Origin of the sequence: Vibrio sp. TMPB1044 (assembly GCF_030442075.1) — a bacterium.
Taxonomy (GTDB): Bacteria; Pseudomonadota; Gammaproteobacteria; order Enterobacterales; family Vibrionaceae; genus Vibrio; species Vibrio satsumensis.
In genome coordinates this window covers 1-25,201 of record NZ_JAUJED010000021.1, presented here as the reverse complement: position 1 = coordinate 25,201, position 25,201 = coordinate 1, and the positions used below count along the sequence as shown (strand labels likewise).

General features: G+C 43.7%; 23 protein-coding genes. 9 read left to right on the top strand and 14 right to left on the bottom strand.

What is annotated here, in order from left to right; genetic code table 11:
- Window positions 1-133: 133 nt before the first annotated feature.
- The 3 genes from QQ041_RS15115 to QQ041_RS15105 form a co-directional block, all read right to left on the bottom strand.
- The gene (locus QQ041_RS15115; protein ID WP_146491389.1) at window positions 134-1,495 is read right to left on the bottom strand and encodes a sodium-dependent transporter; all 1,362 of its coding nucleotides are present in this window, start codon (window positions 1,493-1,495) and stop codon (window positions 134-136) included.
- Between the two features lie 289 nt (window positions 1,496-1,784).
- On the bottom strand, window positions 1,785-2,543 hold the full coding sequence (locus QQ041_RS15110; protein ID WP_285954343.1) for a YggN family protein: 759 nt from the start codon (window positions 2,541-2,543) through the stop codon (window positions 1,785-1,787).
- A gap of 88 nt (window positions 2,544-2,631) precedes the next feature.
- The gene (locus tag QQ041_RS15105) at window positions 2,632-3,105 is read right to left on the bottom strand and encodes a GreA/GreB family elongation factor (protein WP_060983362.1); all 474 of its coding nucleotides are present in this window, start codon (window positions 3,103-3,105) and stop codon (window positions 2,632-2,634) included.
- Window positions 3,106-3,250: 145 nt separating this feature from the next.
- On the opposite strand from QQ041_RS15105, the gene QQ041_RS15100 reads away from it, so the two are divergent.
- Window positions 3,251-5,185 carry an ATP-dependent DNA helicase RecQ gene (locus tag QQ041_RS15100; RefSeq protein WP_285954342.1) on the top strand — a complete coding sequence of 645 codons (1,935 nt, stop codon included), beginning with the start codon at window positions 3,251-3,253 and terminating at the stop codon, window positions 5,183-5,185.
- A gap of 96 nt (window positions 5,186-5,281) precedes the next feature.
- Here QQ041_RS15100 and dinB read toward each other — a convergent pair whose 3' ends face one another.
- Window positions 5,282-6,358 (bottom strand): DNA polymerase IV, encoded by a 1,077-nt coding sequence (gene dinB / locus QQ041_RS15095; protein ID WP_285954341.1) that lies wholly within the window; start codon window positions 6,356-6,358, stop codon window positions 5,282-5,284.
- Between the two features lie 164 nt (window positions 6,359-6,522).
- On the opposite strand from dinB, the gene QQ041_RS15090 reads away from it, so the two are divergent.
- Entirely contained in the window at window positions 6,523-7,761 is a 1,239-nt protein-coding gene (locus tag QQ041_RS15090) for a response regulator (protein ID WP_285954340.1), read from the top strand.
- Window positions 7,762-7,895: 134 nt separating this feature from the next.
- Here the strand turns inward: QQ041_RS15090 and nqrM are convergent, their stop codons facing one another.
- The 9 genes from nqrM to bolA all read right to left on the bottom strand — a co-directional run bounded on the left by nqrM (window position 7,896) and on the right by bolA (window position 16,015).
- The gene (gene nqrM, locus QQ041_RS15085) at window positions 7,896-8,150 is read right to left on the bottom strand and encodes a (Na+)-NQR maturation NqrM (protein WP_009848378.1); all 255 of its coding nucleotides are present in this window, start codon (window positions 8,148-8,150) and stop codon (window positions 7,896-7,898) included.
- Window positions 8,151-8,166: 16 nt separating this feature from the next.
- On the bottom strand, window positions 8,167-9,171 hold the full coding sequence (locus QQ041_RS15080) for an FAD:protein FMN transferase (RefSeq protein ID WP_146491383.1): 1,005 nt from the start codon (window positions 9,169-9,171) through the stop codon (window positions 8,167-8,169).
- 174 nt (window positions 9,172-9,345) lie between these two features.
- A complete protein-coding gene (gene nqrF / locus QQ041_RS15075; protein ID WP_010439056.1) occupies window positions 9,346-10,572 on the bottom strand; it encodes an NADH:ubiquinone reductase (Na(+)-transporting) subunit F in 1,227 nt (408 codons plus the stop codon).
- A 29-nt stretch (window positions 10,573-10,601) separates the two neighbouring features.
- Entirely contained in the window at window positions 10,602-11,198 is a 597-nt protein-coding gene (nqrE, locus tag QQ041_RS15070) for an NADH:ubiquinone reductase (Na(+)-transporting) subunit E (protein WP_009848375.1), read from the bottom strand.
- 7 nt (window positions 11,199-11,205) lie between these two features.
- Window positions 11,206-11,838 (bottom strand): NADH:ubiquinone reductase (Na(+)-transporting) subunit D, encoded by a 633-nt coding sequence (locus QQ041_RS15065; protein ID WP_008223083.1) that lies wholly within the window; start codon window positions 11,836-11,838, stop codon window positions 11,206-11,208.
- Window positions 11,838-12,605 carry a Na(+)-translocating NADH-quinone reductase subunit C gene (locus QQ041_RS15060; protein WP_004735209.1) on the bottom strand — a complete coding sequence of 256 codons (768 nt, stop codon included), beginning with the start codon at window positions 12,603-12,605 and terminating at the stop codon, window positions 11,838-11,840. The genes QQ041_RS15065 and QQ041_RS15060 overlap by 1 nt, the downstream gene beginning before the upstream one ends.
- Complete coding sequence (locus QQ041_RS15055) at window positions 12,595-13,839, bottom strand: NADH:ubiquinone reductase (Na(+)-transporting) subunit B (RefSeq protein ID WP_010439046.1); 1,245 nt, start codon at window positions 13,837-13,839, stop codon at window positions 12,595-12,597. The genes QQ041_RS15060 and QQ041_RS15055 overlap by 11 nt, the downstream gene beginning before the upstream one ends.
- Before the next feature lie 5 nt (window positions 13,840-13,844).
- Window positions 13,845-15,185: a Na(+)-translocating NADH-quinone reductase subunit A gene (locus QQ041_RS15050; protein WP_032545690.1), complete on the bottom strand. Its 1,341-nt coding sequence runs from the start codon at window positions 15,183-15,185 to the stop codon at window positions 13,845-13,847.
- Window positions 15,186-15,706: 521 nt separating this feature from the next.
- A complete protein-coding gene (gene bolA, locus QQ041_RS15045) occupies window positions 15,707-16,015 on the bottom strand; it encodes a transcriptional regulator BolA (RefSeq protein ID WP_004737616.1) in 309 nt (102 codons plus the stop codon).
- A gap of 174 nt (window positions 16,016-16,189) precedes the next feature.
- Here bolA and QQ041_RS15040 point away from each other — a divergent pair, with 174 nt between their 5' ends.
- From QQ041_RS15040 to QQ041_RS15025, 4 genes are all read left to right on the top strand, one after another.
- Entirely contained in the window at window positions 16,190-17,341 is a 1,152-nt protein-coding gene (locus QQ041_RS15040; protein ID WP_146491382.1) for a methyltransferase, read from the top strand.
- A gap of 66 nt (window positions 17,342-17,407) precedes the next feature.
- A complete protein-coding gene (locus QQ041_RS15035) occupies window positions 17,408-17,977 on the top strand; it encodes a YajG family lipoprotein (RefSeq protein WP_017067736.1) in 570 nt (189 codons plus the stop codon).
- The gene (locus tag QQ041_RS15030) at window positions 17,977-18,525 is read left to right on the top strand and encodes a peptidylprolyl isomerase (protein WP_017071274.1); all 549 of its coding nucleotides are present in this window, start codon (window positions 17,977-17,979) and stop codon (window positions 18,523-18,525) included. The genes QQ041_RS15035 and QQ041_RS15030 overlap by 1 nt, the downstream gene beginning before the upstream one ends.
- 53 nt (window positions 18,526-18,578) lie before the next feature.
- Window positions 18,579-19,937, top strand: coding sequence for an MFS transporter (locus QQ041_RS15025; protein WP_285954339.1), 1,359 nt, complete (start codon window positions 18,579-18,581; stop codon window positions 19,935-19,937).
- A gap of 76 nt (window positions 19,938-20,013) precedes the next feature.
- Here QQ041_RS15025 and QQ041_RS15020 read toward each other — a convergent pair whose 3' ends face one another.
- On the bottom strand, window positions 20,014-21,360 hold the full coding sequence (locus QQ041_RS15020; RefSeq protein ID WP_285954338.1) for a DUF4397 domain-containing protein: 1,347 nt from the start codon (window positions 21,358-21,360) through the stop codon (window positions 20,014-20,016).
- A gap of 589 nt (window positions 21,361-21,949) precedes the next feature.
- Between QQ041_RS15020 and QQ041_RS15015 the strand changes: the two genes are divergently transcribed.
- The 3 genes from QQ041_RS15015 to csdA all read left to right on the top strand — a co-directional run bounded on the left by QQ041_RS15015 (window position 21,950) and on the right by csdA (window position 25,062).
- Window positions 21,950-22,759 (top strand): outer membrane protein OmpK, encoded by an 810-nt coding sequence (locus tag QQ041_RS15015; protein WP_146491379.1) that lies wholly within the window; start codon window positions 21,950-21,952, stop codon window positions 22,757-22,759.
- 110 nt (window positions 22,760-22,869) lie between these two features.
- Window positions 22,870-23,763 carry a 2-dehydropantoate 2-reductase gene (panE, locus tag QQ041_RS15010; RefSeq protein ID WP_285954337.1) on the top strand — a complete coding sequence of 298 codons (894 nt, stop codon included), beginning with the start codon at window positions 22,870-22,872 and terminating at the stop codon, window positions 23,761-23,763.
- Window positions 23,764-23,850: 87 nt separating this feature from the next.
- On the top strand, window positions 23,851-25,062 hold the full coding sequence (gene csdA / locus QQ041_RS15005) for a cysteine desulfurase CsdA (RefSeq protein ID WP_146491377.1): 1,212 nt from the start codon (window positions 23,851-23,853) through the stop codon (window positions 25,060-25,062).
- Window positions 25,063-25,201 lie beyond the last annotated feature (139 nt).

Below are 25,201 nucleotides of genomic sequence, written 5' to 3'. Positions count from 1 at the left end.
CTTTTTAGTATCGACAAACTGTCACGTTACATCGCCATCATTCAGATACAACAAAGCCGCTCTATGAGAGCGGCTTTGTTAAATTAAGACGAGTGAACAATAGACAAATGGACAAATGGACAATAATGGCTAATTAGCCGAAAGAAGCCCAGATAACCGTTGCTACCAAGATTGGGCACACGAACTTCACATACATAGGCCAAACCTTACCAAACCAACCCAATTGGAAATCAGAGCAACCTTGCTCAAGCTCTTTCACTTTTGAAGCTCGGCTCCATACCCAACCACCAAACACACAGAACATCAGTGCAGCGACTGGTTGAAGGTACTGAGTTGCAATCATCGCTACCATGCCAAACATCGCAGCAAAGTTGTAAACAATCACCACACTAAACAGCGCGATAGCACCACCAATCACCCAACTTGTTGACGTACGTTTAGTATTGAAGCGCTCACTCACTAACGCTACCGGGCCTTCTAACATTGAGATAGAAGAAGTCAGCGCGGCAATGGTTAGTAACAAGAAGAAAACAATTGCGAAGATCTGACCAAGCACACCTAAGCTATCAAACATCAACGGCAGAACAGTGAATACCAGTGTGTCAGAGCTCAATAGTGAACCGTCTTCCGCATAGATTTGAACGCCTTTTTGCATCGCAACAAACATTGCAGGCATTACTACCAAACCAGCAATAAAAGCCACTGCAGTATCTACCAGCGTCACGTTCATCGCCATTTTTGGCAGGTTTTCTTTCTTACTTAAGTAAGAGCCATAAACCAACATTGAACAGCCACCAATCGTTAGCGAGAAGAAGCCTTGCCCCATCGCCGCTAGAATCAGCTTTCTATCCCACACTTTCTCAAAGTCTGGAACTAGGTAATGTTTTAAGCCTTCCATCGCACCAGCTTGCGTCATGATGTAGACAAACAATAGGCCGAACAACACAAACAGTGCTGGCATCAAACGCGTCGACCACTTCTCGATGCCTTGCTTAACACCACCCTGTACAATCAGAATCGTCAGCACATAGAACGCGACGGTACCAAATACATTACGCTCAACGCTGAAGCCTTTAAACCAATCAGCAGCAGCCTCTAAACCAATCAGATCAGCGACGGCGCCAATTAGGAAGCAGATTAACCAACCACCAACAATACTGTAAAACGCCAATACGGCACTTGGTACACTTAAGCCAATCCAACCGACAAACTCACCGACTTTTTTACCTAAAGGGTTTGCCGTCAACGAGCGCATGCTATCAACTGGATTTGCTTGGCCGTGACGACCGATCGCCATCTCAACCACTAGCATTGGGAAAGCAACCACAAAGATCATGATCAAATAGACCAAAAGGAAAGCACCGCCACCATTGCTGGCAACTTGAGTCGGGAACCCCCAAATATTACCTAAGCCAACCGCTGCACCAGCCGCTGCTAAAATAAAGCCTAAACGAGAGCTAAAATGCTCTCTTGAAGAGGAAGATTGTTGGTCCATATCGCCCGCATTAAAAATCAGTGAACTAGTTGAGAAGTACAGTAATAAAAAGCAATGATAGGTACAACCAATAAATGAACAATTATCTAATTTTTACAATCAATACGCTATTTAGAACCATAAAATTAACAAACGACCAGTCTTATCGTTCAATTAAAAGCAATAAAGCGAGGTGGCAGGCTTGAAAAGGAAATGGATTAAATTGAGATAAATACTCGCCGTGTGGCTACATTTGTACAAACAAAAAGAGCACCAACCGATGCTCTTGCTATTCATAAGTCGATCCAGATTAGATCGTGAAGACTTGATAGTCTTTTAGGTTCGGAATGATTTCATGCAACTCTTGCTCTTGCTCCGCCATCTCATCAAGAGAATCACAGAACTCGTTTGCTTCTTCTTGTACTTGTTGAGAGTGTTCTTTCATTCGCTCTTCAACTTTCAGCTTTAATTCAGCCATACTGTCAGCTAGTTCGGTAAGGTTTAGACCACCGTCTTGTTTCATTTTTTCTGACATCGCATTAAAAGCGCTAGAAATAAATTCTTGGTTAAAGATCTCTTTAGCCTTCTCGAAATCTTCAGACCAACCATTGGCCATCGAATCAAAGCTTTCTGCTGGTAGTACTAGCTCACCATCTTTGTAGTAACGAGCCTCAAGTTCAGCAAAATACGTCTTCATTGACTCTTTTACGTTATCAAACGACTCAGGCGAATCTAGGCTAGCAGCAATATCATCAATAACGTCATTGGCTAATGCTAAGCTCTCGTTAGCCATTTGCTTTGCGCGAGGTAAATACTCACTCATGCTGTCACGATACTTCTCTATTGCAGCTTGTTGGTTAGCATCGAGCTCAACTTTTTCGCCATGGATATAGAGGTCATTGTTTTCATCGAAGACCGCAGTATCACCATTCACCTGATGAATTTCGACTTTTTGGTCATCGATTCGTAATTCATTCTTCAAATCAACTCGACACTGCGCTGCAAACGTTGGCAGGCTCACAACAGCAATAACCGCTGTTAGTGATGCAATTAATACACTGTTTTTCATAACATCCTCTCATCAATCTGACAAATTACTATACCTTGGGTTTATACTTCTTTGTCAGAGCAACGTCTTATATTCCTTAGCCAATTATTCAGCAAACCGATACCACTTCGTAGCAAAACTGGTTATCAGCAACTTTAAATTCAATTTCATCACCGACTTCTTTACCCATTAACGCCTGACCAAAAGGTGCATTTGCCGTCACGATAGCTACTTCATTATCATTCCACGTGACAGACAGCCCCCCAACTCTCGGCCCCATAAAGAAGTGTTTATATTTATCTCGCTCGTCAATGACCACAACATAGCTGCTCACCGTAATCTTCTCACTATCACGCAGCACTAAGTTACGATAACACTGAATGTCGTCCTCACACTCTTGCACCCTCACCGCTTGACCATGGGCAAGATATGAAGCTTCTAGCGCCAATGTATCGTACTTATGCTCAGGCACTGTCTCTTCATCTGTCGCAGCGTCAATCGCGCGTTGAGTGGCAGATTGTGCGATACGTAATCGGGATTCGAGTTGCTCTATAATTATTTGGCGAAGCTCAGACTTATTCATACTATTGGGGTGCTTTTCTATAGGAGCTACAGAATAGAATTAGGTACAATCAGGTGCAAGACATTTGATTCATCAAGCGACGCTATCATGAATAGGCGCCCGCTTTAGCATCAATACGACACTTAATAACTCAGGTAGAACATAAATGATTGAGCAGAAGCTAAAACAAGTATTCGGATTCGACTCACTGCGTAATGGGCAAAAGCAAGTCATTGATAATGTTCTATCTGGTCACTCAACTGCGGCCATATTCCCTACAGGCTCAGGTAAATCGCTGTGCTATCAATTACCAGCATTAGAGCTGCCGCAATTAACCTTGGTGATATCACCACTGTTAGCTTTAATGAAAGACCAACTCGCTTTCCTACACAGTAAAGGCATTAGCGCAGCTGCAATCGAGTCAAGCCAAGACAGACAAACCACACAACAGGTTATGCAGTCGGTACGTAACGGTGACACCAAGATCCTCATGATCTCCGTTGAGCGCTTGAAAAACGAACGCTTTCGCCAGTTTATCTCCCAAGTGCCGATCTCGTTACTGGTGGTAGATGAAGCGCACTGTATTTCAGAATGGGGACACAACTTCAGACCAGATTATCTGAAGCTTCCTCAATATCAGAAACAGCTCAATATTCCTCAAGTGCTGCTACTGACAGCAACCGCGACGACATCTGTTATCCAAGATATGAAATCGAAGTTCGAAATTGATGAGGAACGCGTTGTGGTTACGGGGTTCTATCGTCAAAACCTCGACCTGTCGATTCAACCTTGCGAACAAACCAGCAAGCTAGAAACCTTGTGTAATGTCGTTAACCAAGCTTCTCTCGCTCCAACTATTGTTTATGTCACCCTTCAACAAACAGCAGAGATGGTGGCTCAGCAACTTCGCAATGCTGGCGTTAATGCGGTGGCTTACCATGCGGGTCTTAAGCCTGAAAATAGAGATGCTATTCAACATCAATTCATGAATGATGAAGTGAGCTGTATCGTCGCAACCATTGCGTTTGGTATGGGCGTGGATAAGTCCAACATTCGCCGAGTAATTCACTTTGATTTACCAAAATCGATAGAGAACTACTCACAAGAGATCGGCAGAGCTGGCCGAGATGGTCAAGCGTCTGAATGTATTCTACTCGCTAACAAACATGGTTTAAGCACACTCGAGAACTTCGTTTTTGGTGATACGCCCGACAACATATCGATCCAGGCAGTATTGAAAGAGATCTACGAAAATCAAAACATTGGCGCTTCTGGCTCGAACCAATGGGAGATCATGCTTAACCAGCTATCACGTGAATCCAACATTCGTCAATTACCGCTTAAAACACTACTGGTGTATCTCGAAATTGAAGGTGTGATTGAGCCGAAGTACAGCTACTTTGCTGATTACAAATTTAAGTTCATTCGCCCAAAGCAGCAGATCACAGAGCAATTTCAAAGTGAACGTCGTCAATTTGTAGAAGCGATTTTCCAATGCTCTCCTCAAGCAAGAGTGTGGTGCCAAGTCGACTTCGATGCACTTTGGACTCACTTCCAAGCCGATCGTCAGCGCGTAATTGCAGCTATCGATTACTTCAATGAACAAGGTTGGATTGAATTGGAGAGCAAGCAGATCACGGATGTCTACACGATCCACAATACTTCTGAAGATATGATGCAACTGTCCGAGCGTCTAACTGAGTTGTTTAAAGCAAAAGAGAACAGCGAGATAAACCGTCTTAGCCAAATGCTGAATTTCTTTGAGGCGGATACTTGCCTTAGCTCACGCCTTGCGAGTTACTTTGCTGATGATAAAGCACCAACAAACTGCGGTCACTGCTCTGTATGTAGAGGAGAAGTGGCAATCTTACCAACCGTTGATGTTGAACCTGTCGATGATGAGACGGTGATGACATGGATACATGAATTTATTTCTGCTAGCCAACAATTGATTACCGACGAAGCTATTACTCGCTTCTTATGCGGAATCGCCACCCCACTTTCAACCAAGCTTAAAGCCAGCAAAATGGTTGGTTACGGTAAGCTGGAGCAGCAACCATTCAGTGATACCTTAGCGCGAGTTAAGCAACTTCCTAGATAAGCTAATTTCCTTGATTAGAAAAAACCGACTAGGTTATCAAACCTAGTCGGCATTCAAATACCAACACTTCTAAATCTATACTCCCAACGCCTTACCCTAAAAGAAACTCAACTGGCGCATTTGATCTTTGGGTTGCAGCATCACACTTAAACCAAGCAGGCGTATTTCTCGCCCCTGTTGTCTTTTCAGTATTTCACTTAACAGTTCTTTGAAGTGTTCACGATCTAAAGAGGCGTGGATGTGCTCAATAGTAGTTTGTTGAAAGTCGGCAAACTTGAGCTTAATGCCCTGTTTGATGATCGCTTTGCTTGGGCTGGCTTTTTCTAAACGAGTTTCAAGTTCAGGAAACAACTTGTCTTCGATTACCTGCCAGCATTCGGCGTAGGTTGAAATATTTTGGGTAAAGGTGCGCTCTACGCCTACCGATTTTCGCTCGCGCTCGATGATAACTTCTCGATCATCAATGCCATGACTGCGCTTCCAGAGTGATGCACCTTGACGGCCAAACTTGAGTAGCAGGTCTCGATAGTCAGACTCCTTGATATCCTTACAAGTAAAAAAGCCTGCTTGATGCAACTTTTCAATACTCACCTTACCGACACCAGGAATCTTTTCAAGTGGTAGCTCATCGATCACTGATTGCACATCTTGTGGAGGGATAACAAACTGACCATTGGGCTTATTCAGATCCGAGGCCACTTTCGCCAAAAATTTAATCGGTGCAATACCTGCAGAAGCCGTCAGATTCAGTTCATTCCAAATATCACGGCGAATCGACTCAGCAATAAGTGTAGCTGAACCATAACACTGCTTAGAGTCGGTGACATCAAGGAAAGCTTCATCCAAAGAAAGAGGCTCAATGACTGATGTGTATCGAGAGAAAATTTCACGGATCTTTTTAGATATCTCGACATAGACCGACATTCTTCCCGGCACAACCAATAGATTAGGACAAAGCTGTAGGGCTTTTCCTGTCGGCATTGCAGAGCGAACACCAAACTTGCGGGCTTCATAATTACAGGTGCTCAAAACGCCGCGTTGCTTTTCATGCCCACCAACAGCTAACGGGCGATTTCGGTAAGCAGGGTTATCACGCATTTCTACAGCCGCGTAAAAACAATCCATATCGACATGAATTATTTTTCTTACTCTCTCTTCACCCGCGCTACACATCTAGGAATTACTCGACCTTACAACTGTATCTATAAACAGTATAATCCAATTATTATCAGATTTAAAACGATCTCGAGTCCAGCTAAAGAGGTTTCGCTTCAATAGTCATAAGCTCTTCTGATACTATTGTTAACGAGTATTTAGTCTATAAGTAGGGATCGCTTGTGAGTGAAAAAATACTAGTAGTGGAAGATAGCCGAGCATTCCGCAACTACCTGTACCAACAGCTTAAAAATAGCGGTTATGAGGTCGCACTTGCTGAATCGATTGCAGAAGCAAAAAACATCTTGGAACAAGAGACGGATTTCTTGTGTGCCGTATTAGATTACTGCTTACCTGACGGGCAAGACGGTGAGATCATTGATCTCGTATTAAGCTATCAACAGAAAATAATTGTTCTTACCGGGATGTTCGACAATCAACTGCGAGAACAAGTCCTAGCAAAAGGCGTTATTGACTACATACTTAAAGACAGTATGTCATCAGTAAGCTACCTACTCCCTCTGGTTCAAAGAATTTCAAATAATCGTCGCCACAAAGCATTGGTTGTCGATGATTCTGCGGTCGTTCGCCGTTACATAGCTCAACTTCTAGAACACCAATATATCCAAACTATCCAAGCCGAAGACGGCGAACAAGCATTAAAGCTTCTTCATAACGACCCTGAGATTACATTCGTTGTTACAGACCATGATATGCCGAAGAAAGATGGTATAGCGATGATCCGTGATATTCGACGTGATCATGATAGAAACCAATTAGCTATTCTAGGACTGTCAGGCAGCGATGACCGCACCATGACAGCTCGATTTCTGAAAGCAGGAGCTAACGACTTCCTTTACAAGCCTTTTAACCAAGAAGAGTTTTTCTGCCGAATCCATCAACTGCTTGATATGAAAGAAGCGGCCAATGAGCTGTTTCGACATGCCAACGAGGATGCTCTTACTGGCTTATGGAATCGTCGCTACCTGTTCAATCATCCTTGTAAGGGCTGCGATCAACGAAATATCGCGATGATGGATATCGACTTCTTTAAGAAAGTGAATGATACCTTTGGCCACGATGGTGGTGATGCCGTGCTGATCGATGTAGGGAAAATCATCAAAGATCATTTTAAAGACGATGTCGCTGTACGCTTCGGGGGGGAAGAGTTTTGTATTCAGTCATGCGGTGCGTTTGAGAGCTTTGTTGACAATTTAGAGTCCATGAGAGAAGCCATTGAAAGCCACGTTGTTGTACATGACTCTCAAAGAATCAAGGTCAGTATCAGTATTGGCGTAACCGATTTAGACGCGAAGTTAGATGAACAGATCAAAGCCGCTGACGAGCTTCTTTATACGGCAAAAGAGCAAGGTAGAAACCAGCTAGTGTTTGCGCGTAACAGCATGCAAATCGAACAATAGGCATTCGTTTTTGTTTCCATTTTTAATCTGCCAAGATAAATGACTAAGCCTCAAAACCAAAAAAGCTCAAGAAGATAATCTTGAGCTTTTCAATTTAAGGGCACAGATAACTCTATCCCTATGACTGTCACTAATTAGGCGATACGGTCTTTACTCCAAGCCGCTTCTTTTTGTTGGCGTTCAGCTAGCTTCTCTTCACGGTAAGCTTCACGTGCTTCACGCTTCTTACGCGCGTCACAGGGTTCAGGACAGTTACATACTTTATCAATACCAACAGCACCTAAACCACCACAGCTACCTTTCACAACTTTCTTTTGGATAATGTAGCCAATTGACATTGCTGCGATTACTGCAAGAAAAACACCAAATGTAATCAGAAATGTATTCATAATTATCTCGCTTACCTTATTTACCTAAGTATGGCTTAAATGCTTCAGAAGCAATTTCTTTAAAGCCATCTGCTGTTTTTACCACCATGAACACTGGAATGTTATGTTGGTTTGCGACTTCCATTCCTTTTTCCTCACCTAAGACCATAAGGCCAGTAGATAAGCCGTCTGCAGTCATTGAAGACGGGTTTAAAACAGTCACAGAAACCACTTTATGATGAAGAGGCTTTCCTGTTTCTGGGTTGATGATGTGTGAGTAACGAACACCATCACGCTCAAAATAGTTGCGGTAGTCACCAGACGTTGCGATCGCCATATCACCAGGTTCGATGATCTCTTGAATGTTGCGTTCGTCAATACTTGGCTTCTCGATGGCAATACGCCAGCCTACATTTTCTCGGTTTAGGCCTTTCAAGCGGATTTCACCACCTACTTCTACCATGTAGTTGTGAATACCAATTGAATCAAGGTAATCAGCAACAACATCAACGCCCCAACCTTTTGCAATGGTTGACAGGTCGACGTACAAATTAGGCAAGTCTTTAGTTAACTTGTTGCCTTCAACGCTCAAGTGATGAATACCAACTTTAGCTTTACGAGCAGCAAGCTCTTCATCTGATGGAACCACTTCCGGACGAGCTTCAGGACCAAAACCCCAAAGGTTAACTAATGGACCAACCGTAACATCCAGCGCACCTTCAGTAAGACCGTTCAAACGAATTGCTTCTTTCACAACGATAGCGGTTTGTTCAGAGACTTCGAATGCGTCCGCACCTTTGTGTTGGTTGAAACGACTCAGCTCTGAGTCTTCACGGTAAGTCGACATTTGATCATTCACTTCTTCAAGTAGACGATCGATCTCAGTATGAACTTCGTTAGACTCCGGAAATTCATCACCATTGATGTATTTAATATTGTAACTGGTGCCCATTGTCGGGCCACTTAAATGCACTTGCTCTCTTGGCTGTTCACAGCCAGCAAGAAAAATTAAAGAAGTTAATGCAACAAGCCAAATTCTCACTTGCTTACTCCTGTCTAATGTTGAGGATTTATATAAGGAAAAATAAGAGTAAAAAATAGGTATTTTGAATGCCTTACTCTTTCTTATATAAGCCAGTATGTTGTCAAAAATAGTCTTAGAAAAACAAATGGCTGACTCGTGAGAGTCAGCCATAATATCAATCACTTAAATGGATTAACCACCGAAGTCATCTAGTAGGATGTTTTCATCTTCTACACCAAGATCTTTCAGCATGCCGATAACAGCCGCATTCATCATTGGTGGACCACACATGTAGTACTCACAGTCTTCAGGAGCTTCGTGATCCTTCAGGTAGTTCTCGTACAATACGTTGTGAATGAAACCTGTGTAACCGTCCCAGTTGTCCTCAGGTTGAGGATCAGACAGTGCACAGTGCCACACGAAGTTCTCGTTTGCAGCCGCTAGGCCATCGAAATCTTCAATGTAGAACATCTCACGCTTAGAACGTGCACCATACCAGTAAGACATCTTACGAGTAGAGTTAAGACGCTTAAGTTGGTCGAAGATATGTGAACGCATTGGCGCCATACCTGCACCACCACCGATGAATACCATTTCATTGTCTGTGTCTTTAGCAAAGAACTCACCAAATGGACCAGAAATAGTACATTTGTCGCCTTCTTTAAGAGACCAGATGTATGAAGACATCACACCAGGAGCTACGTCAGGGTTGTTTGGCGGCGGAGTTGCGATACGCACGTTAAGCTTGATGATGCCTTTCTCTTCTGGGTATGAAGCCATAGAGTAAGCACGGATCGAATGCTCTTTAACGATAGACTCGTAACGGAACAAGTTGAACTTATCCCAGTCACCACGGTATTCCTCAGGAATATCGTAATCTGCGTATTTCACGTGATGTGGTTCAGCTTCAATCTGAATGTAACCACCCGCGCGGAACGGTACTTCTTCACCTTCAGGGATTGCTAGAGCAAGTTCTTTGATGAAAGTAGCTTCGTTGTTATTCGAGATAACAGTACATTCCCACTTTTTAACACCAAAGATATCTTCGTCTAGTTCAATCTCCATGTCAGTTTTCATAGCAACTTGACATGCAAGACGTTCGCCTTCGCGAGCTTCGCCTTTTGTGATGTGATCAAGTTCAGTTGGCAGGATGTCGCCACCGCCAGACTTAACTTTTACACGACACTGACCACAAGAGCCACCGCCACCACAAGCAGAAGATACGAAGATACCAGCGCCAGCTAGGGCACCAAGTAGCTTGCTACCAGGTTGAGTAACGATCGCCTTTTCAGGGTCGCCGTTTACTGAAATAGTGATGTCACCTGATGGTACCAGCTTAGACTTAGCGAAAAGAATCACTAGTACTAGAGCCAATACAATAATGGTAAACATCGCTACGCCAAGAATAATGCTTTGCATTTGTTATTCCTTATTACTGGGTGCTTACCCTACAGTTGAACACCAGAGAAAGACATAAAGCCTAACGCCATCAGACCAACAGTAATGAACGTGATACCAAGGCCACGTAGACCTGGAGGTACGTCAGAGTACTTCATCTTCTCACGGATACCCGCAAGAGCAACGATAGCTAACATCCAACCCACACCAGAACCGAAGCCGTAAACAACAGATTCAGCAAAGTTATAGTCACGAGTTACCATGAAAGATACACCACCAAAGATTGCACAGTTAACTGTGATCAGTGGAAGGAAGATACCTAGTGCGTTGTACAAAGGTGGGAAGAAACGGTCTAGAACCATCTCTAGGATTTGCACAAGTGCCGCGATAACACCGATGAATGCGATGAAGTTAAGGAAACTTAAATCGACACCTTCAACAAGCGCGTTTTCTTTTAGGATGTGTGTGTAAACAAGGTTGTTTACAGGAACAGCGATTGTAAGTACTACAACTACCGCAACACCAAGACCAAAAGAAGTTTTAACTTTCTTAGATACCGCTAGGAATGTACACATACCTAGGAAGAAAGAAAGCGCCATGTTTTCGATGAAAATCGATTTAACTAGCAGACTAATATAATGTTCCATGACTACCTTACCCCTTCGCTTCTACTTGTTCTGGTTTGAACACACGAATTGCCCAAATCAAGAAACCAATTAGGAAGAATGCAGAAGGTGCTAGAAGCATCAAGCCGTTTGGCTGATACCAACCACCGTTGCTCACTAGAGGTAGTACTTCCATACCAAATAGTTTGCCAGAGCCTAGAAGCTCACGGAAGAAACCAACAGTGATAAGAACGAAACCGTAACCAAGACCGTTACCAAGACCATCGATTAGAGATGGGATTGGTGCAGACTTCATTGCGAATGCTTCAGCACGACCCATTACAATACAGTTAGTAATGATTAGGCCAACGAATACAGATAGCTGCTTAGAGATATCGTATAGGTATGCTTTAAGCACTTGGTCTACCACGATTACTAGTGATGCGATAATTGCCATCTGAACGATGATACGCACACTGTTAGGAATGTGGTTACGGATCAAAGAAACGAAGAAGTTAGACAGAGCAGTAACAAACATTACCGCGATAGTCATAACAAATGCTGTTTCTAGCTTAGTGGTTACCGCAAGAGCAGAACACACACCAAGAACCTGTAGCGCAATTGGGTTGTTGTCCAACACCGGCGCTAAGATGCTCTTTTTAATTTCTTTTGCACTAGACATTAGTTCAGACCTCCGTCACGAACTTTTGCTAGGAACGGACCAAAGCCCATATCACCTAACCAGAAGTCAAATGTATGTTGAACACCAACGCTAGTCAGTGTTGCACCAGAAAGGCCATCTACACCGTGCTCAGAACCTTGAGGAGCGCCACCTTTAACAACCTGAATAGCAGGCTTGTGGTTTTCGTCGAATAATTTCTTACCAACGAATTGAGCACGCCAAGTTGGGTTCTCAACTTCACCACCAAGTCCAGGAGTTTCACCTTGCTCGTAGTAAGTGATACCAGAAACTGTGTTGCCATCAGTTTCTACCGCAACGAATGCGTACATCATTGACCATAGACCGTTACCGTGAACAGGGATGATAACTTTAGAAGTTTCAGCGCCATCTTTCACTAGGTATACAGTACCCGTGTTAGCACGACGAATGATCTTAGCGATGTCATCTTCAGCTGAAAGCTTGATTGACTGAGCTGGATCTTTTGCCGCTTTACGTTGGTCGTATGCAGCAGCGTCGCCGTCAACGAAATCGCCAGTAGCGAAATCAACTAGACGAGGTTCAATGTTCTCTGCGTACAGTGCTGGAATATTACCCGCAAGTTCAATGCCCGCAACTTCAAGGATCTTAGTTTGCTGATCCAGAACTGCGTTAGCTTGTTGCTTAGGTTTAAGAACAACTGCAGCTGTTGAAACGATGATTGAGCACACTAAGCTCAATGCGATAACAACAAACAGCGTCTTTTTAATGCTATCGTTATTACTTGCCATAGCGCGCTAGTCTCCGCTTAATGTTCTTCTCGATTACAACGTGGTCAAACAGAGGAGCAAATAGGTTTGCGAATAGGATCGCAAGCATCATGCCTTCTGGGTATGCAGGGTTAACTACACGAATCATTACACACATTGCGCCGATTAGGATGCCGTACCACCACTTACCACCATTGGTAAATGACGCTGATACAGGGTCTGTTGCCATGAAGAACATACCAAATGCGAAGCCACCTAGAACTAGGTGCCAGTGCCAAGGCATGCTGAACATTGCGTTAGTGTCAGAACCGATCACATTAAACAATGTTGATACAGCAATCATACCGATCATAACACCAGCAATGATGCGCCATGAAGCAATGCCCATGTATACGATCATTGCAGCACCGATCATAAGTGCAAGCGTTGATACTTCACCGATAGAACCTGGAATGTTACCAATGAATGCGTCCATCCAAGTGATCGTCTCACCAGATACCGTGTTCATTAGCGCGCTACCACCGCCTTGAGCCCATTGGCTAAGCGCTGTTGCACCAGAGAAACCGTCAGCTGCAGTCCAAACTACGTCACCAGAAATCTGAGCAGGGTATGCAAAGAATAGGAACGCACGGCCAGCAAGTGCAGGGTTTAGGAAGTTACGACCCGTACCACCAAAGATCTCTTTAGCAACAACAACACCGAAGGTAATACCTAGTGCAGCTTGCCATAGAGGAAGTGTTGGCGGAACAATAAGCGCGAACAAGATAGAAGTAACAAAGAAACCTTCGTTAACTTCGTGCTTACGCACCATACAGAACAGTACTTCCCAGAAACCACCAACGATAAAGACCGTCGCGTAGATAGGTAAGAAGTAAGTCGCACCCAAGAGCATCTTACTGCCCCAACCTGCATCGGCTCCTAAGGAGGCTCCAAGCATTTCGGTTAGCCAGTAGTGCCAGTTACCATCAATGATAGAAACTAGTTCTGCACCTGAATACATGTGGTTTAGTGCTGCAATAGCTTGACCACCTGCGTTGTACATACCCCAGAACATTGCTGGGAATACCGCAAGCCAAACCATGATCATGATACGTTTTAAGTCAACGCTATCACGGACATGCGAGCTTTTCTTTGTAACTGTACCTGGTGTGTAGAAAAGTGTTGCTGCAGCTTCGTAAAGCGCAAACCACGTTTCGTGTTTACCACCTGGTTCAAAATGATGCTCGATGTCTTCGATAAACTTTTTAAGGCCCATGAAAATTACCCTTCCTTCACAATTGTATCTAGGCATTCACGAAGTAACTGACCGTACTCGTACTTACCAGGACATACAAAGGTACACAGTGCTAAATCTTCTTCATCTAGCTCTAGCGCACCAAGTGCTTGTGCACTATCAACGTCGCCAGCACATAGATCGCGAAGCAGCAAAGTAGGCTCCATATCTAATGGCATTACTTTCTCGTAGTTACCAATTGGAACCATAGAGCGATCACTACCGTTTGTTGTCGTTGTCATGTTGAACAACTGACCTTTAAACACGTGACCAAGGAATGAACGAGTAACAGAGAACTTGTTCTTACCAGGCATAGCCCAGCCAAATAGCTCTTTATCACGACCTTCACGAAGAACCGAAACCTGTTGATGGTAACGGCCAAGGTAAGCATGTGGACCTGAAGCGTGAACACCAGATAATACTGAACCTGAGATCAGGCGAACTTCACCTGGCATCAACTCGCTGTCCGTCAACTCTTCAAGGCTAGCACCAATTTGAGTACGAACTAGGCGTGGGTTATTAACTACTGGACCAGCCAGAGAAACAACACGCTCAGAGTAAATCTCACCAGTAAGGAACAACTTACCGAATGCGATAACGTCTTGGTAGTTAATGCTCCACGCTACATTTTGTGCATTTACCGGGTATAGGTAATGCATATGCGTGCCTGCAAGACCTGCAGGGTGTGGGCCATCAAAAACATGTTCTTCAACGTTAGACTGAGCTGAACGAGGCAAGCTAGTACCTTTTTTACAAACGTACACTTTACCGTTAGTCAGAGTTGAAAGAAGATCTAAACCAGCAACGAAAGCATCAGACTGCTCGTTAATGATTAATTCTGGCTCAGCTGCTAGCGGATTCGTATCCATAGCAGTAACGAAAATAGCCTGAGTTTCAGAATCAACTGCTGGAACCTTGCTGAACGGACGAGTTCGCAAAGCGGTCCATGCGCCAGACTCAACTAACTGAGCTTTAACCGTTTCACGGTCAAGACTTGCTAGTTGGTTAGCTTCATAGCTATTGAACGTGATTTGCTCATTGCCTGCTACTTCAATCACTACTGATTGAAGAACACGCTTAGCACCACGGTTCACTTCAATAACTTTACCGCTTGCTGGAGAAGTAAATACAACACCTGGGTTCTTTTTATCTGCAAAAAGAACTTGGCCTTTCTTCACTTCATCACCAACGCGAGCATGCATCGTAGGACGCATACCAACGTACTCTTCGCCAAGCAAGGCGACTTTAGTGATGGACTTACCATCATTAATCACCTGGGATGGAGTTCCTGCGATAGGAAGATCCAAACCCTTCTTTATTGTAATCATACGCACTTGCACTACTTTATCGGGAAAAAGATTCTTTTAATTGCGTAAATTCAGGACGTTTTAAAATCGCCCTTAGACACGACATTACAGTGTCCGGTCTTGGTAAATTTGAGATACCAAAATCGCAACATTACATTAATAAATTCACCACAAAGATTATGTGAGATTTATCAGGTGCCGTATTCTAGCATTTTTTGACAACTTGATGCCATGACCAATAACTTGAATACGGCCTATATTTGGTGAGATTTGAAGCATATGGACTCTAAAATATGTATAAATTTGACGAGCCGCACAGATAAAATGGCTTTTGAATCGTGTTTTAAACAAGAGATTAATACTCTGTCACAAACTCATATTTTTCGAGTTATGTTGAAACACTGTTAATAAAAACACTACTCGTTGTGGGTATTTTCAACCGCTCGATTTACCATCAGTTTGAGTGATATAACAACGAAAAACAGATGTATTTGGCAACAAAAAAGGTGGCATCGCCACCTCTTCTATATTCGATTACTCTACTATTTCCCACCGCCCATACACATTGGGCTATCTGGCACGTTATCTAGCTGCTTCAACCATTCATCTTTTGTATAAGTGTGAATGGACAGTGCGTGAATATTGTTCGCAAGCTCTTCTGAAAGAGCTTTATTTACCGCTCGATGACGAGCAATAAGGCGTAAACCTTCAAACGCATCGCTGACAACAATCACTTTAAAATGACTCTCAGAACCGGCCGGAACATTGTGCATATAGCTCTCATTGATCACGTTTAAATGACTTGGTGAAAACTCATTGTGCAATTTTGTTTCGATAACTTCTTGGATCATTGTGATTCCTTTATAACGTATTGGCATTATCCGTGGGGTGAGTATAAACCCTAATAGGTCGAGTGTCCGAGTATTTAATAGCGAATGGCATAGGTTTGGTTGAGTTTTATCTATCTTGTTCAGGCCGCATTTGAGACAATATCTTTGTTATTTCTTACATAAGTATCTCAAGCAATGAAAACCGAACTTACCTTTCACGACAGAACTTTGACCTTACATCGTTTCCCAAAACGTTCAAATGAAACCCTTCAAGCTTGGGATGCGGGCGACGAATACCTGATCAGTCATGTTGAAGAGATGAATCTTGAACCTGGCAAACACATTCTGATCATGAACGACAGCTTTGGTGCCCTATCCGCTTGGTTCTCGAAAGATCATGATGTCACCATGATGAGCGACTCATTTATTTCTCATCGCGGTGCGCTAAAAAACTTACAGCGTAATCAATGTAATCGAGTCAACTTTTTAAACACCATGGATGATATCCCGCACGGTATCGACCTTGTGATCATGCAGCTACCAAAGACCAACCGCCACCTAGTATGGCAGTTAAGTCAGTTACGCCAAGCACTGTCAGAAGGCTGCCAAGTGATCGGTGTCAACAAAGTCAAAGAGATCCACACCTCTACACTTAACCTTTTCGAGAAGTACCTAGGCGAGACCAAAACCTCGTTAGCGAAGAAAAAGCACCGCTTGGTTTTCTCTTCTCCAAATTGCCAACCTGTTCAAACGGTAGAGCCTTTTGTGGAGTGGGATGTAGACGGTGAAGATATCCGCCTGAAAAATTTACCAAATGTTTACTCAGGGGAAGCACTCGATCAAGGCGCTCGCTATATGCTAGAGCATATCCCTCAAGATCCAGAGCTGCGTCATATCATCGACCTAGGCTGTGGCAACGGTGTATTGAGCGTAAAAGCAGGGCAATTGAACCCACAAGCTCGTATTACCTGTGTGGATGAAAGCTTTATGGCTGTGGAGTCAGCACGCCAAAACGTCAAGGATAACCTTGGTGAAGACGGCAACTTCCAGTTCATCGCCAACAACTGTTTAGATGGCTTTAAGAAAAACAGCACCTACTTAGTGATGTGTAATCCTCCATTCCATCAGCAACAAGCGATTACTGATCACATTGCATGGCAAATGTTCTGTGATGCAAAGCATGTTCTTAGCAATGGAGGCAAATTAATTGTTATTGGCAACCGACACCTCGGATACGATGTCAAACTAGCGAGACTATTTGGTGAAGCTAACGTTGAAACGCTTGAACTAAACCAAAAATTTGAGATATTACAAGCAACAAGAGAGCCTGCGAATTTTAATAAATAAGCAGAAACGACTTCACAAGAATTTAAGATACCGAGCTTCTGGTGTGAATTTAGAAAGGATAAAGGAATGAAAAAACTGATTTTGGCTGCTTCTATTATGGCTTTGACAGCATGTTCAGCCCCTCAGCAAGAACAAATCAATGTAATGCCAGAAGCTTCACTAAGCTCAAGCAACCTTGTACAAGGCAAAACATACACACTAACCAGTAAAGATGTTCGTGCCGCTCAATATGTTGCATTGGTTGATAGTGGCCGTTCAAACATTCAACCAATTCATGCTAAGCAAAACATGCGTATTTCTCTAGAAAACGCTATTGCTCAGCAGTTAGAGTCTCAAGGTTTTCGTGCAAGCGTAAACAGTGAAAACTCAATTGTTTTGGAGATTCAAGAAGCGCTTGTTACCGTAGAACACACCATTATGGAAAACAAAATGGACGGTAAAGTGACGCTTGAAGTTACGGCTGAAACGCCTGAAGGCAAGTTAGTGAAAACATTCAACGGTACTGCAACGCGCACTGGTGCTTTGAGTGCCTCAAATGACGACATCTCTATGGTTCTTAATGACGTAATTAACTTGGTTCTTACGGAAATCGCTAACGACCAAGAGCTACAAACTTACATGAAGGAACGTTTCTAATGGTTCGTATTTTATCTTCTATCGCATTAATGCTGGTGAGCGTGAGCGTTTGGGCTGGTCCTAAAGTGAACGTAGAAACAACATTAGGCGACTTCACAATTGAGCTAAACCAAGAACAAGCACCGGTTAGCGCAGAGAACTTCCTAAAATACGTCGCAGACGGCAGCTACGAAGGCACTATCTTCCACCGTGTTATCCCTGGTTTTATGGCGCAAGGTGGCGGCTTCGATCAAGATATGAATCAACAAGCGACTTATGCTCCTATCAAAAATGAAGGCAGTAACGGCCTAAAGAATGATACAGCAACGATCGCAATGGCTCGTACCAATGCGCCTGATTCTGCAACTCGCCAGTTCTTCATTAACTTTTCAGATAACGACTTCTTAAACGCTAAAGGTGGCAACCCTGGTTACGCTGTATTCGGCAAAGTAACCGAAGGCTTTGACGTTGTTCAAAAAATGGCAACGATCCCAACTAAGCGAATGGGCCGCATGTCAGACATTCCAGTCGACCCAATCGTCATCACTAAAGTGACCCTTCTTAAGTAATCCAATGTAGCGCCCTTATTTCTTAAGGGCGTTTTTCTATACAAGGACGCCCTATGTCATCAGGCACTCCCTCTCTTTCTTGGATGCAGACTTTTCGCAGCTACCTAGATAAACGTCTACTTTGGGTGTTTATGCTCGGCTGTTCGAGTGGCTTCCCATGGGTTCTTATTGGATCCAACATGTCTGGCTGGCTAAAAGATGCAGGTTTAACGCGTGCTGCCATTGGCTACTTTGGTAGTGTGTTTGCCGTGTATGCGATTAACTTTTTATGGGCACCATTGGTAGACCGAGTAAAACTGCCGGTGCTTCACGCAATACTCGGCCAGCGCCGCAGTTGGATCTTTTTCTGCCAAACCATTGTTTTAATCGGCACCTTATTCATCGCAGGCGTCAATCCCGCAGAGAATTTGGCGTTTACCTCAATGTTGGCGCTCGCTATTGCCATTGCCTCAGCCACGCAAGACATCGCGATTGATGCATTTCGTATTGATACCTTCCCAAAATCCGAAGCATCAAAACTGCCGCAAGCTTCCGCAATGGCCGTAATTGGGTGGTGGACGGGTTATTCACTACCAGGCTACCTTGCCTTTATTAATGCAGACTCAATCGGTTGGAATGGCGTGTATTACGGAATGGCAGGTGTCGTTGTTGTATTAATGCTGTTTACTCTTTTTGTCGGAGAGCCAAATACACAACGTGAAGCCCTACAAGAACAAGCACAACAGCGACACAATAAAGTGGTCGGCTCAAAGATTGTCGCTTGGTTCAGTGTGACGGTAATTGAACCATTTTATGATTTCTTCAAAAGAAACGGAGTTCAAGTTGCCATTACTCTATTGCTGTTTGTGTTCCTATTTAAGATAGGTGAAGCCTTCCTAGGTCGCATGTCGATCACCTTCTATAAAGAGATAGGTTTCAGTAATGAACAGATCGGTCATTACTCCAAGTTAATTGGCTGGGGCGCGACGATATTCTTCACTTTGGTAGGCAGTGTCTTCAATGTGAAATTCGGTATTGTACGCGGACTGATGATCGGCGGTGTGGCAATGGCGGCCAGTAATCTAATGTTTGCGTGGATCGCTCACACTGGCCCGAGTGAAACCTTGTTCTTGGCAACCATCATTGTCGATAACTTTACAACTGCGTTTTCAACCGTAGCGTTTGTCTCTTTCTTAACACTATTAACCGGGCAAGCTTTCTCAGCGACACAGTATGCCTTGTTAGCATCGTTGGGGAATTTCGGTCGAACAACGCTGGCTTCATTCAGTGGTGAGTTGGTTGATTACCTCAATGATTGGTCAACCTTCTTTATACTAACCGCACTTATGGTGATTCCAAGTTTGATCATGCTCTATTCGTTGCGCCACTTTTTCACAGATTTACTGGAAAAAGCAAAAACCAACCAAGAGTAGTTGAACAAAAAAGCAAAAGAAAAGAAGGTAGCATCACGCTACCCTCTTTTTCTTTGTCACTAGTAACCTGTAAGAACTAGTCTGTTGTATCACTCACAATAAGGTTGAAGCCTGTGCCAGCCGAGTCATCGATCGCCACCACTTGATACACTACACCATCAGCTAAGGTTGCGGGCGCAGAGTCGATAGCCACAACCGACGGCTGACCCGCTACAGTAATCGTCACAAAATAAGACCCCGCCGCAACATAAATGCCATTCGCATAATCTTTGAACTTCACATCACTTAGCGCTGGAGTGCTACCAGAGATCCCCGCGTTTTCTGTTAAGTAAATATCCACCGAAGCCGCTATTGGGTTAGCAGCGGCGTGGGTAATGTTTAGCACCGCGCTGGTCGCAACCGGACGACGGTTTTCAGGAATAACCAATGGTTCCAAACTCAGTGGAGTTACCGTCCCTACTGCATAGATGCTGTAATCCATACCAGCAAATACCGCGACTCCGTCTGCATCAATCAGTGCATTGGTTGTAGTGCCATCAGCAAAGATGTCAATGTCATAACTTCCTGCGGCTAAATCGATAAAACCGCGGATCTCTTTAAACATCAAATCAGCAAGAGGTGCAAATGCAGCTCCGTTGACAAAAACATCTACATCTGGGGCGCCATCAACGAGATGACCGACTCTTACTTCTGCAGTTTCTGCCATGTCGTAGATTAAAGATGAGCCCGAACCGTCCATTACCATCAATTTTACTGGGGAAGTGCTATTGGAGTCAGCTCTTGGCACAGCCGCGATCGTTAGCTCGCTACCGCCAGACAGAGTTATTTCTCCGGAGTCAAAAGCAATAGCATTGCCGCTCACGGTTTCTAATCTCACTCGGTATTGCCCTGCTGGAATATTGAGTACGTCAGTAAAGTCTTTATAACCGAGAGTGCCAAGTGGAGCACCCAATGGATCATTCGGCGCCGTTACGTATAAGTTCACATCTCCAACCCCTGTTGCCGCGTGAACAACTTGCACATCTAAACTTGAACTCGATGTCGTTCCCTCAGAAGGTCGCGTCACAACTAAAGCCTCAACCGGGTTATTAGAACCGTCAGCGTCACCGACCACCATCACGGTGTAATCTAATTCACCGCTCAAATCGAATTGGCTTGGCGAAATTACAGTGGCAACTGCGTCACCTGGGAGTTGGACATCGACTTGAAGAGTTGTCTGGCCTTGATTTACTGAAGCGTACCCAGACGCTTGAGCATAATCGACGCCAGTCCAACGAGCCTGACTGTTGACAATAACATTAGCTAAAGGTGCATCGGGTGATGCATGAACAGCTTGAAGTTGTGTAGTAGGTTCATCGTCATCATCACACCCAACAATGAACAGCGCTGATATTGCTACCGCTAGTAATGGTGAATATTTCATCGGTCTTCTCTCCAAAAAGTTAGACCAGTTCGTCACACAAAAGATAAGCTCAGTAAAAAATCTTCAAATACTCTCTCTCAGTATTTAGTGCAGTGAACTGTCTCAATAATATCTGTGATGGGAAAAGTAAAAAGGCTCACATTCCAAATTACTTATCACATGAGTTGTTCATCAATTGATTCCACCACCATTACGGAGTTGGTTAAAAATAGATCAAAGAGAGGATCTAACTGAGGAGAGATTTAGTCGTTTTCTGGGGATAAATTACATAGAAAAGAATACTGTTGATTTTGATATGCATATCACTCTATTTAGTATAATCGTTTGCTTAGAACAGCAATTCACCAATTTATCTACAAAATAATCAGATTTCACAAAACCAATAGAACCTAAAGTGCATCAAGATGCACTACCACCTTAAAGTTCCATCATTTAGCTCAGTAGTGTGATCGATCTCACCTTAATAATTGTAGTTTTCACTCTGTCTCACTTTTATTTGAGAACAAAATCGCTATTATGCTCGGCATTCGGACATCATAAACACGCACGGATTAGCGGGTTACTTATTTCAAACATAGAGAGTTCCATTATGCGTAAATCACTTTTAACTCTTGGCCTACTTGCAGCAGTATCTGCTCCAGTAATGGCAGCTGATTATTCTGACGGCGACATCCATAAGAACGATTACAAATGGATGCAGTTCAACCTTATGGGTGCATTCAATGAGAAAGGCGTTACTGAGTCTACTCATGATTACCTAGAGATGGAATTTGGTGGTCGCTCTGGAATCTTTGATCTTTACGGTTACGTTGACGTGTTCAACCTAACTTCTGATCCAGGTAGTGATAAAAATGGCCAAGAAAAAATCTTCATGAAGTTTGCTCCTCGTATGTCTCTTGACGGGCTAACAGGTAAAGATCTTTCTTTCGGTCCAGTTCAAGAGCTTTACGTATCTACGCTTATGGAATGGGGTGGTAACTCTGGCGTTAACACTCAAAAAGTTGGTCTTGGTTCTGATGTAATGGTTCCATGGTTTGGCAAAATGGGTCTAAACCTTTACGGTACATACGATTCAAACAACAAAGACTGGAACGGTTTCCAAATCTCGACTAACTGGTTCAAGCCATTCTACTTCTTCGAGAACGGTTCATTCATCTCTTACCAAGGTTACATCGATTACCAATTCGGTATGCAAGATGAGTACTCTCAAGTAAGCAACGGCGGCGCGATGTTTAACGGTCTTTACTGGCACTCAGATCGCTTTGCAGTTGGTTACGGCTTGAAACTATACAGCGATGTATACGGCTTTAAAGATGGCGCAAACCTTCCATGGGATGCATCTACACAAGCTGAATCTTCTGGCGTAGGTCACTACGTAGCAGTAACTTACAAGTTCTAATCGAACTTCTAAGAAAGTTTCCAAAATGGCACCCTCGGGTGCCATTTTTTATTGCTTTCATTTAATGCCTCGCTATCCTTGCAGCATCACTTTCTTATCTCGGTATTGCTGTGAACATCACTATTGTTGGACCTGGAGCAATTGGCTCTTTATGGGCAATAAAACTACTTCAAGCTGGTCATAATGTCTCTTTGTGGAGCCGCTCCCCAGAAACCTCAATGGACCTATCACTTGATGAGCAAGCTTCACTTTCCTTCAGTAATAACAATATCGAAAAGCTATCTGCGAGTGACTTAGTGATCTCCACAGTCAAAGCTTGGCAAGTAGAAGAAGCTACCACTCCGTTACTTCAATATCTCGACTCTGATACCATTCTCATGTTCATGCATAACGGAATGGGCGCAGTTGATCAGATAGCGGCTCAAATTAATGACCACCCGGTAGTACTAGCAACCACCACCCAAGCCGCATTCAAGCCCGACAAGAATAATGTTTGTCACACAGGGTTAGGACAAACTCAACTGGGTGCTTTTAATCAAACGGGTCAGCAGTGCACGTTTTTAGTTGATGTATTGGAACATGCTCTCCCCGCTGTGAGTTGGAACCCACAAATAAAAACCGCGCTTTGGACCAAACTCGCCATCAATTGTGCTATCAATCCACTGACTGGGTTGGAACAAATCAAGAATGGCGAACTTGCAGACCAAAAGTTTGGGGATACTTTAAGCTCTATCGTTGAAGAGCTCACAAAAGTTATGCAAGCCGAAGAGATCGCTTGTTCATTCTACGAATTAGAAGCCAGCGTCAAACAGGTAATCCAAGCCACAGCGCAGAACAACTCATCCATGAAGCAGGATATGTTTTACCAACGCAAGACAGAGATCGACTTCATCACTGGGCACCTAATAAAAACAGCGCTTAAGCATCAGATAAAAGTTCCCGTTAACCAAAAGCTGTTCGATCAGGTCAAAGAGCAAGAAAATAGCTGGAATCATCAAGATTAGTCAGCAACGGTTAACAAGTCGCGATAAAATAACAATACCGCTAAGCACAACGCTAGCACCAATTTCCAAGATTTTAGGTAAGAATAGATGTTTGATATCAATCACATCCGAGAGCAGTTTCCTGCGCTATCACAAACCATCAATCAACAACCATTGATTTACTTAGACAGCGCGGCAACAACACAAAAACCTCAGGTAGTTATTGATGCCATTAGCCAATATTACTCCAAACAAAATGCCAATGTTCACCGTGGTAGTCATAGCTTAACAGCGAACGCGACCAGTCAGTTTGAAGCTGCTAGAGATAAGGTCGCTCAGTTCATTGGCGCAGCCTCATCAAAAGAGATCATCTGGACTCGTGGTGCCACCGAAGCACTCAATTTAATTGCTCAAACTTACGCAAGAAGTACCCTTCAACCTGGCGATGAGATCTTAGTGAGTGAAATGGAACATCACGCCAACATAGTGCCTTGGCAAATTGTTGCAGAACAAACCGGCGCTAAAGTCGTTAAAGTACCAATGACATCGGATTGCGAATTTGACCTCACTGCGTTTGATGCACTTTTAAATGAACAAACCAAAATTGTTGCATTAGCTCAGATAACCAACGTAACAGGTTCTCGTCAGCCGATTGAAGTCGTCATCGAGAAAGCACACAAAATGAATGCGATTGTTGTGGTCGATGGCGCACAAGGCATCGTTCATGAGCCTGTTGATGTTTCATCTTTAGGTGCGGATTTCTACGTATTCTCTGGGCACAAACTCTATGCCCCTGCGGGTATCGGCGCGCTTTATGGCAAGCTTGAATTACTCGAAGCGATGCCCCCTTGGCATGGCGGTGGCAAAATGGTCGAGCGAGTTGCGTTCTCTGGCACTACTTTTTCTGAACTGCCAGGGAAGTTCGAAGCGGGCACACCAAATGTTGCCGGTGCTATAGCATTAAGCACCGCAATTGAGTGGTTAAGTGGTTTTGCACAACAAGATGTCGAAAATCATATCCACCAGCTACAACAGAAAACCTACCAAGCACTCAATCAATTGGATGACATCCAAATCCTTGGCTACAAACCAAATTCAAGTGTGATTACTTTTGTGATGGATGGCGTTCACCACCAAGACATTGCTACGCTGTTGGATCAGCAAGGTATCGCGGTACGTGCAGGGCACCACTGTGCTCACCCATTAATGGATGCACTTGGAGTGAAAGGAACGGTTCGAATTTCATTTGGTATTTACAACAACATGGATGATGTTGAAAAACTCGTAGCGGCGATAGAAAAAGCCGTTGAGATGCTTTAGCGAGTAGCGAGTAGCGAGTAGCGAGTAGTGATATGTGATAGTGATATGGCCCCTAAAAAGTAGACACAGGGGTTTAGTTGATTAGTTCAAAGTCCATGGGACTCACTCCACCTAGAGTCCCATGTCTTCTTACTGGATT